Genomic DNA, 16177 nt, shown 5'->3' with positions numbered 1-16177 from the left:
CACTCACCCCCTCAGTTGGTTATAATATTTTGTTACGCTAGGTACCCAATGCTTATTCAATCCCCCTGGGTCGTTCTTAGCACCTAGCGGCGCATATTTGCCCCCAATTTCTTGGATAGACGTAATCCCTTGATCTAGATAGTTCTTTTTCAGGTTTCGTGCCATGGCATCAATGCCTGCCTCTACACTGTCAAATGTCATGAGTTTTGACCAATTAGTCGACGGATCCATCATACCTCCAAGATTGAACTTGTTTCGTGCCGCAGGTGATGTCCCGTTTCCTGTTTCATGGATACTGATAGCTGCCAAGAGAGCTGGATCAATGCCATACTTTTGACCAGCCTTGACGAATATGTCTCCTGTCCCTTTAAGCACGCCACCTAAAGATCCATTCAAAGAAGCCCCACCAGCACTATTGCCAGCGGGGCCACTCAGTTTTTTGGTTCTATCCCTAATGTTTTTGCTGTGAAAATCTTATCTTCCAGAGACATATCCGATGTCTCTATGAGTGCTGACACTTGATCATGCATTGAGTAAGGAATTTTAGATGGACCATTCCCGTCCTTAGGCATTTCGCCAAATTGCTTAGTCAACAGGTCAATCATCGTCGTTGGCTTCATAGAGTAATTCGTTTTTTGTGTCCGATTAGCTGAATTCTCTATATCCAATCCAAAACGAGCTTCATCAAGCGCCTGCCGGTCAAGACCAAGGCCGTATTGCTGTTGGTTCTGTAATTCCCGCATCGCGTATTCAAGACCAAACTGGCGAACATTCTCGTTGAACTGTCTTTCCTGCATCGAGTTTTGGAACATACGTTGCTGTTGATCCAATTGCATTTGTTGTCTGTCCATGTTCATCTTCTGCTTGCTCAAATCCATCTGCTGCCCCGACAACGTTATTGGCGAATCTCCGCGGTTCACTTGCCGCTGGTATCCGCTCCAATCGTTCTGAGGGTACAACATTTGTCCCGTCAACTCGCTCCATCCCATTGCAGCGGAATTATTGGCTTGCTTATTCGAAAGGTCTAATTGTTGCCCTGCTAACGTCCTGAATCCCGGATTCTGTAGCTTCGCTTTGTTGTATGCTACATCTGCGCCATAAAGCGTAGGATCAATTCCCATAGCGGACAATTGCGCTCGGATGCCGTCTGCCTGCTTGCTCAGTTCAGCGCGACCTTCACGCGAAATACCTTTGTCCTCGGCCTGCTGTTTCAATCCAAGCAAGTTCTGAATAGCTTCCCTCGCCTCACCTGGTAAATACGTTCCGGTCAATTCTGCCTCTTGCATCGGTCGTGTGACGTCGTACTGGTACTGCTGCGCATACAAATTGGCAAGGTCGCCTATCTTGTCACGCTGTACCCCGTAGTTCATTTGTTGCAGTTGCATATCGCGGTTCGCTTGATCTGAATAACGTTGATACGCCTGCTGCATGAGTTGCGGCAGCACAGTGTCAGATACACGAGCCATTTCCTTTGCGCCTATTTGATTAGCTACTGTTTCAGACCATGTTGACTTTCCTTGCCCACCTACTCTCAAAAAGGCATTCGTGTTTGCTTGCTGATCTGCAATATTACGCTTTGCTGTTGAGAGTGCAGCTTGATATGCAGGATCTGAGTCAGCTTCATATGACCATTGTTGCGGCCCTGTAAACTGAAAGCTCGGGCCATTAATGAAGTCCTGTATCTGGCTCAAAGTGTTATTGACGCGCCCGCCCGGCTGCGTGAAAGGCTGTGGTGCATTCGCTGTCGCAGTTGAACCATTACGGACATTTTGCGCCGCCTGCGCTATGACCTTGTTCTTATCCTCTTCCAATGGTCTAGTTGATACCACTGTTCCTTGGATAGCCATGGACTCCCTCCTTTCTTGCATTAAAAAAGGAGCCTATTCGGCTCCTAGTTCCTTTAATCTGGTATTGATTCTCTCTAGCTCTTTTTCATCTTCTGTAATTTTATTTTGCAGGTTCTCATGCCCTGCCTTCGCGCTTTCATAAATCTTTTTTTGCGACTCGCTGTCTTTTAGATCACTAGATTGTGAACGTGCTTGCTCGTACCGTTCCTTTGATTTTTTATGCCAATTAGCAGCTTCTTCTAATCCTGATTTATTTGATTCCAATCGCTCACTAATTTTTTGCTTCTCTTTCTTCAACTCTGAAATCTCATTTTCTGTTTTTATTGCCTCTACTTGCTTCTTCACTTCCTCAGCGATTTTATCTTCCGATGTAGAAGTAATAACAACTTCTTTATTCTCCACGTTTATTTTCAACCCCAATTCATTGGCAACATCTCGAACTGGTAGATAGCTTTTCCCATCCACGACAGCCGCTTTCCCTGCTTGTTTGCCGTCTATTTTAACAACCAATTCACCATCTACTTTTTTTCCGATAATCGAAGATGCTGCACCATATACTTGAGGCGATACCATGATTAACGCACCAACAATGACTCCAGAAATAAATTTCTTCATTAGTCATCCCTCACAATCATTGTTTTTGGTAATTATATCATGTTCGCCAACACTAAAAAATAACTTTAGTTCATTTGCCCAATGCTTCCTTCAAAGTCTGCTGTTCTTTTTCACTGAAAATGCTATCCCAACTACTAACAATCACTTTACCATATGGCATTAACATGATATTTTCTGCTGAAATAAATGCATCCTCCGATCCAGCATCTAAACGGAATCCACTGGCTCTATGGCTCAATATTGTCATGCCTTGATTATAAGTAAAAGTTAATAAAGGTACTCCAGGTGAACCATATGCCTGAACCTTTATCGCGCGACCATTCCCGCCATATGCTGCAAACATATTCTCTGTGTTGGACATTTCGCAACGAGGGTATCCGTCTCTACGAGTTGCGATAAGAGAACCATATATCTGTATAGACTCAATCAGCCCGGCTACGATATGACCAAGGTTTGCGCTAATCGCTGACAGTTCTCCTACATTGATCTTTTCCGCTATAACCGACCCTGCTTGGATCTTCTCTGTCGTTATTGAATTAGCCTTTAAGTTTCTAGTCTCTATACTCTCTGACCTGATATTCTTTGCGTCAACGTTCCCATTGACTATAAACTCCAAGTCTTTAGCCATCTTCGCAACCGTATTTGCAAGATCCTTTACATATCCAAGAATAACGTCTACATCCTTTGTGTTCGGCGGCGCCGAGATACGCGGCGTGTCGCTCCACATCGACATGTATATCCCTCCTTAATAAAGCGGCAACTGTCGTGTCTGCCTTGTAAATTCATGAATACGTGCCCATCCGGTGCCCGAGAAGCGAACGCGTATCCAATTTTCGAGTGCAAACCTACCAACTGGAATGATCACGCGTCTAACCTGCGGGGACGATCCACCAGAAATAGACTGGACATGTACCCAATCATCTCCGGCCACCGACGGCGAAAGATGTACGTCCATGCTGCCGTTCAATTCCACGACTATCCACAATTTGTACCAGCGTTGTTTCTGGGCAATGGAACCATTGTTAAACGGCTTTGTTGTGGCTGACCAAGTAATAGCATTCCCGCCGTCTGTTGAATCTCCTAGCCGAAGCACACGACCCTGTGCATCGCCAACATATAGTTGATTTTGCATCATAACAAATTGAGTGGCTTGGAATCCTTTCCACATGCTCCATGCCTGCACACCGGGACGCGGATCAAACACAAGCATCCTGTCAGGAAGTTGAAAATATAGTTTTGTACCATCTGAACCGGCTACACTCTCAGAGTTAATGCCGGAAACGAGTTTCCCTATTACGTCTGAGAATCCCTTATTTGGGAGAACACCCCCGCCATATTCATAGATACCGTTCTTGTGCATGAAGCGCATAAAGCCTTCTTGTGTTATAGCTGCCTTGTTGTTAATGAGTCCCGTGTCCTCGGTAATAAGACGTGTATTAAAGTCAGACGGCAACCCGCCGTATAACTCATGCAAGCTGTTCGCCATGCCAATAGTCAGCTTTGTTAGGCTGCCGGTTAACATGTTGATGTCTTCCCCGCGGGTGGACTCCATGTCCTTCCCATAGCTATCATCTTCGAGGCCTTGGAACTTCTGCCACTCTGTAGGCCTGTCCAATGCACATGCATGCAGTTCCTTCCCTACGGCGCACCAGAGGCGATTTTGATAAGTGGTAATGTAATTCCCCTTGGGCGCACCGCTCAAATTCTGGACGCTAGAGCCGTCATATCGCTTGACCGGATCGACACCATTACTTCCTATTAGGTTGATGTCATCGAGATTCCCTTGAAAGCTTGTAAATGACCAATCGGCTGCGGTATTCAATCCACTAGCTAACTGGCTCCATTCACTACCGTTCCAGCGTCTCCATGTACCATCATTGAAGACCACATGCAACTCTCTATCCTTCCAGACCCCCAAGCCCAACACCTTGGCTCCTGCCTGCCCGATAACGGAATAACCCGACCGTGTAGACACTGCCGGGTAATCATCAGTGGTCATATTCTGCATGTCGGTGAAGAATCCATCATCTATGGAGAGCGCATCAAACGTGCTCACGCCCCGCCATTCACGTATCGAAATTGGCGGCAGTATTCCAGGCAATGGTTGATACTTCGGCGTTGAATATTGAATAGGCTTCAAATGGAATCACCCACTTGATAGTTTTGTGCAGCCACATTCCAAGCCGCTTTATATTGGCTCTCGTAGTTGCCTGCCTTCACGCCGTCATCCTGCGTATTGGCGATGTATGAAGCCAAGGCTGGTATAAACGTCCAATGGTATTCCTCAGGTGCGTCAGGTACTGCTGCAAGATTTGAACTGCTGAATGTTGTCGTAGCGATGCGCCGATAACGAACAAGCCCCTGCATGTCCGACTGGTACGGTGCAGGGGTGAGTATAAGGGTATGTGTCTCGTCGTCGTACATATAACTGTTTTGCAGTGGCGTTACATTCTCGCTCTGAATGCTCCGGTATTGTGTCATACCGACCATGCACATGTCTGTATTCTTCATTCGGACATCTGATGGCAGCACATATACATTCTGGCCGGCAACCGAATCGAACCATGCGATCTTAGGTATCTTGACCACATTGAAGAAATCTTGGTTGATAGCATTTATCCACATTACTTTATCAGCTACTTGCACCTCGTTGGGTACAAGGATATCAGCCTCGTTGATAATTTCTTGAATATTCATAGAGCAACACCCCTTTATTTAGGTGTAGCTAAAATTTTCTGACATTCATCATCTGTAATAAAGATGGGTACGAATGAATTTAGTTTCCCTTCATCAACCAAATCCTTCTTCCAACAGTCCACCAAAAAATCATAGAACGGACTCATTTGGCAGCACCTCCAGCTATCTGCTCCATGATCCCTAGTACAGTTGTCTGCAATGAATCTATTTGCTTCTGCTGCTCTTCCAAAGTCGGTACACGTTCTGGATTCACTACGTATTTTTGCCGCGCTTCTTCATACTTATCTGTTGTTATAACAATGATGTCTTTATTATCAGGTATACTATCCTGATTAGTGATCACATAACAGGTTCGTTCATTCGGCGGGTATATCTGACTTCCAGGGACAAATTTATCAATGTCCAACCCTTTATAGTCGCACACGCCACCACCTTCAGGGAGAAGATTTATTATTTTTATTCCTTGCATAATGATTCCTCCTTTATCGCGCTGCAAGTGCTGCCATGTACATTCCCATAGCCGCCAAATTTTTTTCTGCTACATCGGTGTTCCACGAAGTACCATTCCATCGAATTGTTCCTGTTCGATGTCCGGTGTCTACTGCGAATGTGTTCTCGTCTACAAAATATGCTGAATGACTTTGGTAATCAGTGTTGGTTGACAAACTAGCAATAGTAGTTTTGTTGTTGTCAAAAAGCAACCCTTTGCCTACGTCGTAGATATACGCCATCCCTCTCGCTATTATCACATCTGAGATACTACTGTAGTCATACATTACACTAGCGAAAAGGTTCCCCAAATGATCGTATATTAGTATTTCTTGCCTGTCTTTCATCACGGCGATAGTATTACGATTGCATATCGCCCCTCTGTCTAGTACGAAGCCACTGACGCTGTCGCCACGTCCGAATACTCTTTTAGCGAGTAGCGTTCCGTTATAGTTAACCTCTCGCAACCCATACTCTCCGTTTTCGACAGAGTAGTGGTTGGTATACGCAGTCAGTATCTTTCCGTCCTCGAAGTATATTCGACCTTGTGTTATTTTTTCTTGACCCCAACACGCAGTCCAAAAATTAGGTGCAAGATTAGTCGTACCTCGTTCGGTCTGTATTAAACCTATTTTAGTGACAAGAGTATTCCAGTCGTCGTTTGTGGATGCTGGCACTCCCTTGGCGTTAATGGCACCCACGACACCGTTTTTCGCATTAACGCCAGATAGAAAAGTCTCGTTTATAGCCAATACAACATTGCCTTTATTCGCGGTCTGTAATTGGCTCAAACTACCTACTATTGTGTTCGAGTAGCTATTTGCATTTGCCTCAGCCTGACCAGCCACTACGTTTGCATGATTTTTCGCATTCGTTTCCGCAGCATATGCCTTGTCCTGTGCCCCTGCTGGTGTTTCTTTAGCATTCCATGAGGTGCGTTCTGCTGCCGTAATGTGTTTTGTTGTATCGCCTATGTGTGCGTTCAAGTTAGATGTAGTTTGTCCTAGCTGCGTCATTGTAGAAGATAGATCTTTCTTGTCTTGGTCAGACATTAGGCCACCAGTTGTGGACGTTGCAAAAGGAATTACATCTGTTCCACCCGGTAAGTGTGTCTCAGCATGTGGCCCTGGAGTGGCGTTCCCTGTTGCTGTTACCTTGATCTCCTTCTTACTTGCATCTGTGGTTATGGTTATACCAGTCCCACCCACAAAAGTTACCTTATCGGTCTTAGTCGCGGCAGCGATGGTATTCAGTGTTGAAAATGCGTTTTGATTAACCTCTGCACCTGTCTGTACTCCGTCCAACTTCGTTTTGTCCGCAGCCGACATAAGTCCTTTTACCGCCTGTGTCGCTTCATCCGTTGTAGCTTTCGAATTCCATGTTGCCTTTTCTGTATCCGACACAAACCGGTTATTTGCGTCCTGCGCGATAATTGAAGGCGGATGCGTTGTAGGATGGACATAATTGTTTGCCCCCGCCTGCACCCCGTCCAACTTCGCTTTGTCCTCTCCCGTCATAAAGCCAGCTAGCCCGTTAGGTACAGCAAGGGCGTGAGCCGCTCCGCCCTTGCCAACATGAGCGCCCATCTGCTGATCTGTGTACGTTTTGGCGTTTTGTTCGGCTTGGTCTGCCTTTTTCTGCGCCCCTCCCGGCGTCTCCCACTGGGACGGCGTTTGGCTAGATATATCCTCGCTTGTATTCCGCCATGGATAACGGCTCATGCGATTACCACCTTTCTTGTATTACGTGAACCTCGTACCCACTATTAGCAGTCTGATACTCCATTAACAGCTGCTGATAGCGAATTTCGTAGTCGTTATTATCAGAAATCTCCCTTAAGACTCCATAGACAAGTACCATATCAAAATCAGGGTCGAATTCTGTTTCTTTATTCATGTCCGCTAATGTCAGTGGCGGTATAACCGGTATATGGTGTATCTTAATTCCCTGATCTGCGTTAGCAGTGGGCACCGGATAAATACCTATCTTTCCTGCTACGAAATAATAGTACGGCCCCGTAGGGCTCGGCAGATTAAATTGCTTCTGCTGTATACGCCGCCAGCGTCCAGCGCCACCATATGCAGTGTCATAGATATCTACGTCTGTCACATTACCAGGTGGACAAGGAGGGATATACAAGCTTTGTCCCTTCCATAGATCGATTGCAGTGGTTACAACTTCCGATTGCTGCTGAGCTGTACCATACGTTCGTATGAGCCTATCACGTACCTGAGTTATCTTCCTTACTATCGACTTGGGTGACAGGAAGTTGTTTGGTGCCTTTTCCTGTATTTCTTCCACTACGTCCTTTAGGAGCATCCTCTGATTCACCGCCCTTCTGAAGCTGCAGAAGTTGTTCTAACAATTCGTTCGTCCGCTTCTGTTCCTTGTATATGGCGTTCAAGGCATCTAATTCATCTCGATACATAAAGCACCTCCATAAAGAAATAAGGGAGCCGAAGCCCCCTATACTTTGTGCCCATAGATGAATGAATAGTTCGTGAAGCCTTTAGCCCATCGACCGATTGCTTTGAAGCTTGCAGCTTCTGAGTTAAAATCTACAATTGACCCTTTTTCTACCTTGCGGCGCCATTGCCATTTGTTGAATCTCTTCATTCGAGTCGAATCGGCAGCGAACCAGTTTTTACGGTTTGACGGATGGATGAACCAATCCACAATCACTTTCACGTTGCCCATATACATGTTCGAATCAAAGTTGTTCGAACCTGGCTCGTACTTAAAGTTCGCTCCTGGATCTGGAAGACCTGCGATCTTAAATGCCATCCGCGCATTATATGGAGCGACGATTAGTGTGTCCGGAATTACGTTGAGTGGATTCCCTCTGTCATCTACCCATTCCTGCATTGCTACAGCTGTTTCATCCCAAGAATCAATGGAAAGCTCTTTGTTGCCTAGGTTGGATTGGACATCAACATCATTATCAGGACTGTAAGGATGGTCTGTTGCACACAACGGCTTACCATCCGGGCCTAAATAACTTTCAGTCCGTCCCCGCCAGTTAGTTCCTGAGGTAGAGAAGGCATTGTTCAGAAACTCTGAAGCTTGCATTTGAACGGTTCTATACTCATCATCTGATAAGGATGTGATCAAGTCTTTGATTTTCGTAATCTTAAGATCATCAATGAAGTCACGTTCAATCTGACGCCCACCCGAGAACTTTCTGTTTTTCATAACAACCGGCCACATTTCATCTACATCTGAATAAAATACTTGGTTGTTTGAATGACCCCACTCTTCGAAAGTGGTACCACTACCTACGCCTTCATATGACTCCATATCTTTCGTAGAGGTAACAATATCATAAAAGTCTGGTATGAAGTCCTTCTTTCCTTCTTGAGCCATGGAATAAATATCTTTAAATACAGGTTCAAGGACACGAGGGTCCCAACGAAGTTTTGTCTGCATGAATTAATTCCTCCTTATGAAAATTGCCGCTTTTTAACCTTGACGCGGCATGTTTTTTTGTTTTTGTTGATTTCCAATACAGAAAGAGCACCATCTATTACAGTCGCTGCATCGGCAGACAACCCATCAGCTGCAACCGCAATGGTATTAGCACCAGAAACAAAACCTGCATCCGCTGTACCCGTGAACGGTACATCGTACCAATCTCCTTCACGAGCAAGGATAATTTCACATCGTTTGTCTTTACCTGCAGCAATGTTAGATGTCAAGAATCCTGCAATTTCATCCTTGGCACCAGCTTTAGTTGCACGCCCTTTATCGATTTTCACAGCTTCGCCCGTGAAACCGGATTCGTTATCTTTCAACAATATCTCAGTAATTCGTGTTGGATCCTTGCCATAGTCATTGAAGACATATCTGAAGCCTTTAGCCATATATAACACCCCTATTCATAGTCTTTTGCATACATTTGCGCCCTTTTTGGGTTGAGTCCAAATATCGCGAACGCCTCTGTCAATTCAGCAGGTGCTTGAGGTTCAAAATCAGCTCTGCCCGCACCTTCAACCTGTCCACGCTTGTTTAGCCGCTGCTGTTTCAGCGCGGTCTGTTCAGCGCGCTTCCGTTCGTCTGCTATGATGCTATCTCGGTTTACAAGCTCATAGGCATCAACTGGGTCATACCCGCGACGAATGCGACTCTCCAATTCTGGCGTCATCCACTCTGCCTTGCCATCTTCTCCTGTTTGCTCCAATAGGTGCGGGTACTTCTTGAATAACGATTCCCATGCCTGAGTTTGCCGCTGTTGTTCTTCCTCTTGCTTGCGGATAGCCTGTGCCTGTGACTCTCGTTCAAGCAATTCCTTGGCCTGATTTAGCATTGGGTGGTTCTCCAAGTACTGCTCAACCGCCTCTGGATCAAGACCGGCATTTTCGGCCTCTTCACGCATCTGTTGCTTGTGTTGCTCGAACTGCTGTTGTTGACGTTGTATAGACTCCTGCTCTATGCGGTCAAGGTTCGCAACCAATTCATTATGGTCTTTGAATCCCTGCTGCTTTGCAAGACGGTCTAGCGCGCTTTCATACTGTTTTGCCCTTCCCTCAATCTTCTCGTAATTGAGTCCTTTACGGGCTAGTGCGGGGACATCCTCGTCATTGATAAACACATCTTCCTTGTTGTGTTTGACGGTAATGCCACGCTTGGGCTGCTCGTCTTCTGGTTCAACATCTATGGGAGGATGTTCGCCTTCTTGATCTGCTGCCTGTTGTTCTTGCTGGTCTTGTGGGTAATCCAGTCCAAATGCCGCAAACGCGTCTTTCATGGGCTGTTGATGATCAGCCTGTGGGTGGGCTGTCTGTACTTGCTCTACTACTTCTGCGCTATGGGTGGCGCCGTGGTCTACGTCTGACATGCATAAAACCTCCTAATCTCCTATGGGTGGGAGCTGATATAAAAAGGGCTACCACTGCACTGTGATAGCCCCGTTATGGCAACATTGGTTGTTGCCCTGTATTAAATTGACTGGACATGTCATTGATTAATTTTATTTTTTCCATGTCCATCTTTTGCTGTTGTATTCCTTGATTGAATTGCTTGTCTGCCTTTTCTTGTTGTACACGTTGATCTGTCGCTTGTGCTAATGCCTGTTGCAAGGATGCATTCTCTTGCTCTAGTTGTTGCGCCTGCTGCTGTGCCTGTACAAATTGCTGCTGCAATCCTGCCTTTTCTTCGATACGGCGTTGTATAACGTCCATAGGCTCCATACGTCCTGTTTGAATTACGAACCTTACCGCCTCTGCATCAATCATAGGCAATCCTGATATCGGATCTCGCGCGTTCAACAAGTTCATAGCCAGCTGCAGCCAATACTCTCGATCTTGCGGCTTATCTACGCCTATGTGTACATTAATGTCAAACTCCGGCACAAACTCTTCTTGAACCGGCTGTACACTAGGCATCATCTCACCTGTCATTGGATCAGGTACTTGCTCACCTGTGTTGTATTCCGACTCTACAGCGCTAATGAGAGAATCACGGCTAATAGATACGCTGCGCCCTGTTACGCGGGCAATGCGTTCGTTTGTGTAAAACTGGGCGATCAATTCGACGTATTGGGTGAATACATCCGCCAGCGCCTCACTGATCAAGTCAGATACAGTGTTCAAACGTGTACCAGCTGCTGCCATAAGCGTCTTTGCTTGCTCTCCGCTGGTCACCCTTGAATCAGCTTGTCCATTTGAGCTATCGAACTGTCCAGGGATCTTTTGCAGCATCTCGTCGTAATAGTTAAGCATGCTGAAAACGCTGCTCGGGACGTTTACGCCTTGCAGTTCTTTAACTCCGTTCAAGCCGCCAGGACGAACCGGCAGCATAGCACCTTCCAAACTCCTTTGTTCCTGCCATACCCTCGGCTTAACAATTACGCCGTCTTCATACATGATTGCGCTGTTTCCTTGTTTAGCCATTGTGGCGATCGCAATCTCTGCGTACTTGTTCTTAAATATCTGAGGCTTTATCATGTCGCGCATAAATCCCTTACCCCAGATATTGCCTTCTTCTGGATACAATGTTCTCGCCGTGAAAGGATATTGCCCATGATCGTATACATATGCCTTATGCTCCAAGAACACACCAGACGTGGAAATGTATATGCAATGCACACCTTCCATGCTGCCTGAAGCCTTTGCCATCATCTCAGATGGATCAATGCCTTGTGCAAGCTTCTCCTCGGCCTGCTCCTTGAACAACTCTTTATCCTCGGTGCTCACCAGTTTCGGTAGACCTCGATACCAATATTCGATAAGACCTGATGTCTTGTCACCTGCAGCAGTATTCGTCGATGATTCTCCGGCTGTTGCATCATAATCGTCCGTGCTGAATATCTCCACATCCGCTGATACATTGTCTGGCAGCACCTTCTTGCCCTGTTTAGGCCAGCGCTTGACGAAGTATTCCAGCGGCCGCCGTGTATGAATGACGATCCCAGACATGTCCTGTAAATGAATGAAGTCCGTTACCCTTGGATCGGGGAAGAAACTACCCAAGTCCACTGGAAGGATGTCGTTACGCCCCTGCCAACGATGCATTCCCCGTCCACCCTCTATGGTTGGATCGAATATCGTCTTGTAAATGAGAGGACCATGAATAACACAGCGCCGTACCGCCCTGGTATGTTTATGGCGAAACTTAATCTGGCGTAACTCATACGGCATGAAGTCGTTCAAATCACGCGCCTTTTCCTCATCTGATGGCTCCATCGCGGTATAGTCCGGGTACGGCATCCAACCTGTCAGCTTACCTACGATAGATTCTATCTGAGAGAAGGCTACATTCTCTACCGCATCCGGTCGCAGCTTAGATACAGCTTCTGTCCTCAATCCTCGCCAATGATCTCCCATGTAGAAGCGTTGTTCCTGCTGCCATATACTCTCCATAGGCTGCCGTGCAGACTTGAATACCTGGTAATCCTGATTAACCATTTCCCATAGCTTTTGCTGCTCTGGCGTGTTTGGGTCAGCGTTATCTTGCTTCTCACCGTTTGCATCCGAAAATATCCCTTTGATCTTGTCTAACATCTTCACGTTTTATCACCTACATCCGGCATGTTCGGATCATCGTACCAGCTTAATGGCTTCCTAACGTGTATTTCCTCTGTCAGCGCGTCACGAGCGTTAGAACCAGTCACGTAATCCGTATAGTTGCGTGCCATTAGTTTGTCTGTCAGCCTATCAATGGTTTTTTCTTGTGCCCTAATACGTAGATACATAAATACAAAAATGATACCCGCCCATAATGCAACCATCGCTATTAGTACATATAGTACATATTCCATTGTCCTCACCTACCTAATCTAAATAAGCGCCCAACTGCATTAGGTTTTCTGCCTGCTCCATCGTAATGCATTTGTCTGGCTCTCCAAAGAATAGTCTCGTTCTCATTCGATACAGGCCATTCCATTCACCTTCTTGGTCAAGCACTTCCGCTAAATTAGATAACGATCTAACGTATACAACCATACCTTCACGTTTTTGAATCTCTTCTTTGATTTCTTGGAAGTGTGTATCTACTATACCTTGTCCACCTTCCGTCCTGATGTTAACTTCTTCAACACACCCTACACCTTTATGTGATGTTCGTGCCTCTCTATATTGCTTCAAGTAATCGTGCAACTCAGTCCACTTCATCTTTATCCCTCCAATCACCAGAATCCTTGTACACTTGGTGTATCGTCGTCATCATCCATATCAAAGTCACGGTAACGTGTTGGTATTGCTTCAGGTGTGGCAGACCATGCTTCCTCTTGACCTAAGCTGATTGTATGGACTATCTCACCTGCCATGCTCAATGTATCTACTTGGTCATCATGGCTACCTCGCGGGAAAGACATTAACTCTGCTTCAAACTCATCCAGCCACAGCGTTCCTTCTCGATGGAATACCTTTCCCACCTCATAACGAGCAGCCATTGGCAATGCCCTTGTTACCTTATCCTTATCTACCTTCACAGGGAGGATTGTCATGCCGTCGCGCTTACACTCTTGAATAAGGTTGGTACCGAATGTTTTATCCTCAATTGCTTGAAATTTCACTCTATACCGCTGTTCCATCTGTTTGAGCAATTTTTTTTGCTCTGGCCCTTCGATATGAGTCCGAAACACGTCATCAACAAGCAAATCATGCTCAGGCGTAACCCATATTGTTGTTACTACAAAATAGTCATTAATCGTTTTAACACTATTCGCTGTATCGACCGTCTGGAAGCACCAACAATCTTGCTTCGCATATCTCTTGCCATTACCAAGTACAAAGTATTGGGCTTTATGGATAATCTCTTCTCGGTAATAATTGAAGTGTTCACGTTTAAAGATAGTACCTTTAGCTGCGCTCGGTCTTTGCTGGTACAAGGCGTTGAACACATAAGAGCCTACATCTGACTTAATCTGCATCATCCGCCTTAAATCGAAACCGTATTCCGGCCACAATGGCTCGCCTACCTTTCTACCCAAATAATCGTTATCCTCGGCTATAGCAGGGAAGTTGATCACCGTCCACTTTTCGCCTTCGTGTGTGCCTGCTTTTATCTCTTCTGCTTCTTTTTTGAGCAACCGCCCAACCAAGTCATCTTCATGCCAACGTGTCATAACGACAATAATACGGCCATCTGGCGTTAACCGTGTATAGAGAGTGGATGTATACCAGTCCCATATCTTAGCCCTGATTACCTCTGAATTTGCTTCCTCGGCATTTTTAACTGGGTCATCGATTATCGCTATTCTCGCGCCCTTACCTGTGATGGCGCCGCCAACACCTGCAGCATTCACGCCACCCCTACATCCATCAATTGTCCATGACTCGGATGATTGGTTTTTAGGATCAATTTGAACACCAAACACTTCTTCATGGCTGGAAAGTGTATCTCTGGCAATACGAGAAAAGCCCCTACTCAGGTCTAGAGAGTAAGAGGCTACTATGATTTCATCATTTGGATTTCTCCCCACATGCCAAGATGGAAACTTCTTTGATACTCGTTCCGATTTCCCATGTCGCGGCGGCATTGTCACAATAAGGCGCTTCATCTCACCAGACGATACTTTCATTAACGCATCGTCCAATACGTCTAAATGCTTGCCTTCACGATCTCTGAACTCACTGTCAAAATCGATAAAATATGAGAAATCAACATATGCCCGTGCTTGTCTTACCTCAGTCAGTGTCGGCAGCTTTTGTAATGATGTACTCAAGGTTCGCCAACTCCTCTTTACTGAGTTTCTTTAAGTCGTGCCTATGCTCATGGCTCATTGTTCCGTTTACGGTCAATGCATCCTTATTGAACATGCCTAGGTGGCGCGCAATTGAGTCTAGCGCACCTTTCTTATCATGTAGTTTGAAAGCTATTCCTTCCTTTGTGTGCCTTATCTCAGCCACGGCAGCTCCGTCTATTTCTTCACTGGGTTTCATCTCTATGACATCCGCATAATCGATCATCGGCTGTCCTTCATGATATCCGACAACTGTCTTTTCTGTCCGGAACGATAGATAATCCTTGATGTCAGCAAATCCTATCTTGGCGTACTCTTCTAACACACGGTCGGCTGTTATCTCCGTTCGTTTGGAACGTGCGTCCATAGCCTCCTGTATGGCCTTCTGTATGTCTGGTTTTGTTAGGTTCTCTTGTCCTATCTTACGAGCTGTACGGGCGCTGTATCCTGCCCTAATCGCTGCTTGTGTGGCATTGAGGTCGATTAGATATTCAGCCACAAATGTCTCTTGTTTCGGTGTCAATGCCATGTGTATCATCTCCTTTATATAAAATAAAAAAGCCACCCATGTGGGCGACTATTCGAATATGTAATCTTCAGTTTGTTTTGGTTTCTTTTCACATGGTATTCCCATTATTGTCATGCTTCCATCATGTGATAATCTCACTGCCTGGCGTGCTTCCGGTTCTTTCATCAGTTCATTGAAGCATTTAATACTTACAATTACTTTTTCCGGTTCTCTTCTGTGTTCGCGCTTGTAATTAAATATTGCTTTATCTAAATCCGTTAACTTACCCACACATCCACCTCCTATAGACTTATAATTCGATTATAATCTATCGTTGATATGTTTCGATATCTATAAGGGTATTCCTCTTAATAAAAGTACCGCCCCCTAAGGAGCGGCTATGGAGGAAGGTTATAAATAACAAGTTAATTACGTGCTACTGCAGCATTTGCCCAAAATACAGCTTGCTCCAAGTTTGTCATAGCCAGCGATTTCTCGCGGCTGTTCGGTGCCAAGTCATCAATTAGATATGCCAACTCCTTAGCCTTTTCACGAATCTCTTGATAGATTTCTGGCTGTCCAGGCTGTGGTGCGTGATAAGAGAAATTGTTTTCAATTTGCTGGTTCATTCTTTACACCCTTTCGTCATTAAATACAAATATATGCATCAAATACCGGCTGTTATATTCCCTTGGTTGTAAATTAGTACAAATAGTAGACGCTGCGCGGTTTCCACCGGAAGTGTACGGTATATCGCTACATTTCGCGTCCGTACCCGGAGTTGTTCGCCGCGCTTTTTATCGTCTTATATATAGGTGGCTTTCGTATGGGGTTATTTTT

At 45.5% G+C, this 16177-nt stretch carries 20 protein-coding genes; all 20 read right to left on the bottom strand.

Features of this window, described 5'->3' with window-relative positions; translation table 11 throughout:
• Positions 1-3: 3 nt before the first annotated feature.
• Positions 4-396, bottom strand: a complete 393-nt coding sequence (locus tag M3661_RS28980) for a glucosaminidase domain-containing protein (protein ID WP_251490754.1) — start codon at positions 394-396, stop codon at positions 4-6.
• 35 nt (positions 397-431) lie between these two features.
• Positions 432-1847, bottom strand: coding sequence for a hypothetical protein (locus tag M3661_RS28975; RefSeq protein ID WP_251490751.1), 1416 nt, complete (start codon positions 1845-1847; stop codon positions 432-434).
• A 33-nt stretch (positions 1848-1880) separates the two neighbouring features.
• Positions 1881-2462 (bottom strand): stalk domain-containing protein, encoded by a 582-nt coding sequence (locus tag M3661_RS28970; protein WP_251490748.1) that lies wholly within the window; start codon positions 2460-2462, stop codon positions 1881-1883.
• A gap of 70 nt (positions 2463-2532) precedes the next feature.
• Positions 2533-3195 carry a hypothetical protein gene (locus M3661_RS28965; RefSeq protein ID WP_251490745.1) on the bottom strand — a complete coding sequence of 221 codons (663 nt, stop codon included), beginning with the start codon at positions 3193-3195 and terminating at the stop codon, positions 2533-2535.
• Between the two features lie 12 nt (positions 3196-3207).
• The gene (locus M3661_RS28960; RefSeq protein WP_251490742.1) at positions 3208-4602 is read right to left on the bottom strand and encodes a hypothetical protein; all 1395 of its coding nucleotides are present in this window, start codon (positions 4600-4602) and stop codon (positions 3208-3210) included.
• Positions 4599-5159, bottom strand: coding sequence for a phage adaptor protein (locus tag M3661_RS28955; protein WP_251490739.1), 561 nt, complete (start codon positions 5157-5159; stop codon positions 4599-4601). The genes M3661_RS28960 and M3661_RS28955 overlap by 4 nt, the downstream gene beginning before the upstream one ends.
• A gap of 142 nt (positions 5160-5301) precedes the next feature.
• Positions 5302-5628: a hypothetical protein gene (locus M3661_RS28950; RefSeq protein WP_251490736.1), complete on the bottom strand. Its 327-nt coding sequence runs from the start codon at positions 5626-5628 to the stop codon at positions 5302-5304.
• A 13-nt stretch (positions 5629-5641) separates the two neighbouring features.
• Positions 5642-7369, bottom strand: a complete 1728-nt coding sequence (locus M3661_RS28945; protein ID WP_251490732.1) for a hypothetical protein — start codon at positions 7367-7369, stop codon at positions 5642-5644.
• A gap of 4 nt (positions 7370-7373) precedes the next feature.
• Complete coding sequence (locus M3661_RS28940) at positions 7374-7967, bottom strand: phage adaptor protein (protein WP_483874668.1); 594 nt, start codon at positions 7965-7967, stop codon at positions 7374-7376.
• Complete coding sequence (locus M3661_RS28935) at positions 7870-8076, bottom strand: hypothetical protein (RefSeq protein ID WP_251490726.1); 207 nt, start codon at positions 8074-8076, stop codon at positions 7870-7872. The genes M3661_RS28940 and M3661_RS28935 overlap by 98 nt, the downstream gene beginning before the upstream one ends.
• 38 nt (positions 8077-8114) lie before the next feature.
• Entirely contained in the window at positions 8115-9074 is a 960-nt protein-coding gene (locus M3661_RS28930; protein WP_251490723.1) for a Mu-like prophage major head subunit gpT family protein, read from the bottom strand.
• 14 nt (positions 9075-9088) lie between these two features.
• Complete coding sequence (locus tag M3661_RS28925; RefSeq protein ID WP_251490720.1) at positions 9089-9508, bottom strand: hypothetical protein; 420 nt, start codon at positions 9506-9508, stop codon at positions 9089-9091.
• 11 nt (positions 9509-9519) lie between these two features.
• Positions 9520-10482, bottom strand: coding sequence for a hypothetical protein (locus M3661_RS28920; protein WP_251490717.1), 963 nt, complete (start codon positions 10480-10482; stop codon positions 9520-9522).
• 73 nt (positions 10483-10555) lie between these two features.
• On the bottom strand, positions 10556-12646 hold the full coding sequence (locus M3661_RS28915) for a portal protein (RefSeq protein ID WP_251490801.1): 2091 nt from the start codon (positions 12644-12646) through the stop codon (positions 10556-10558).
• 2 nt (positions 12647-12648) lie between these two features.
• Positions 12649-12903, bottom strand: a complete 255-nt coding sequence (locus M3661_RS28910; protein WP_251490714.1) for a hypothetical protein — start codon at positions 12901-12903, stop codon at positions 12649-12651.
• Between the two features lie 13 nt (positions 12904-12916).
• Complete coding sequence (locus M3661_RS28905) at positions 12917-13255, bottom strand: hypothetical protein (protein ID WP_251490711.1); 339 nt, start codon at positions 13253-13255, stop codon at positions 12917-12919.
• A 14-nt stretch (positions 13256-13269) separates the two neighbouring features.
• On the bottom strand, positions 13270-14811 hold the full coding sequence (terL, locus tag M3661_RS28900) for a phage terminase large subunit (protein WP_251490708.1): 1542 nt from the start codon (positions 14809-14811) through the stop codon (positions 13270-13272).
• Positions 14774-15358, bottom strand: a complete 585-nt coding sequence (locus tag M3661_RS28895; RefSeq protein WP_251490705.1) for a terminase small subunit — start codon at positions 15356-15358, stop codon at positions 14774-14776. Before M3661_RS28895 ends, terL begins: the two co-directional genes overlap by 38 nt.
• Positions 15359-15406: 48 nt before the next feature.
• Positions 15407-15628 (bottom strand): hypothetical protein, encoded by a 222-nt coding sequence (locus M3661_RS28890; protein WP_251490702.1) that lies wholly within the window; start codon positions 15626-15628, stop codon positions 15407-15409.
• 134 nt (positions 15629-15762) lie between these two features.
• Positions 15763-15966 carry an Acb2/Tad1 domain-containing protein gene (locus tag M3661_RS28885; RefSeq protein ID WP_251490699.1) on the bottom strand — a complete coding sequence of 68 codons (204 nt, stop codon included), beginning with the start codon at positions 15964-15966 and terminating at the stop codon, positions 15763-15765.
• Between the last annotated feature and the right edge of the window lie 211 nt (positions 15967-16177).

The sequence above is a fragment of the Paenibacillus sp. MER 180 genome (genome assembly GCF_023713665.1).
In the GTDB taxonomy this organism is placed as follows: Bacteria; Bacillota; Bacilli; order Paenibacillales; family Paenibacillaceae; genus Paenibacillus_B; species Paenibacillus_B suaedae.
Note: the sequence above shows the minus strand (reverse complement) of the source record. Positions and strands in the feature narration are given on the sequence as shown.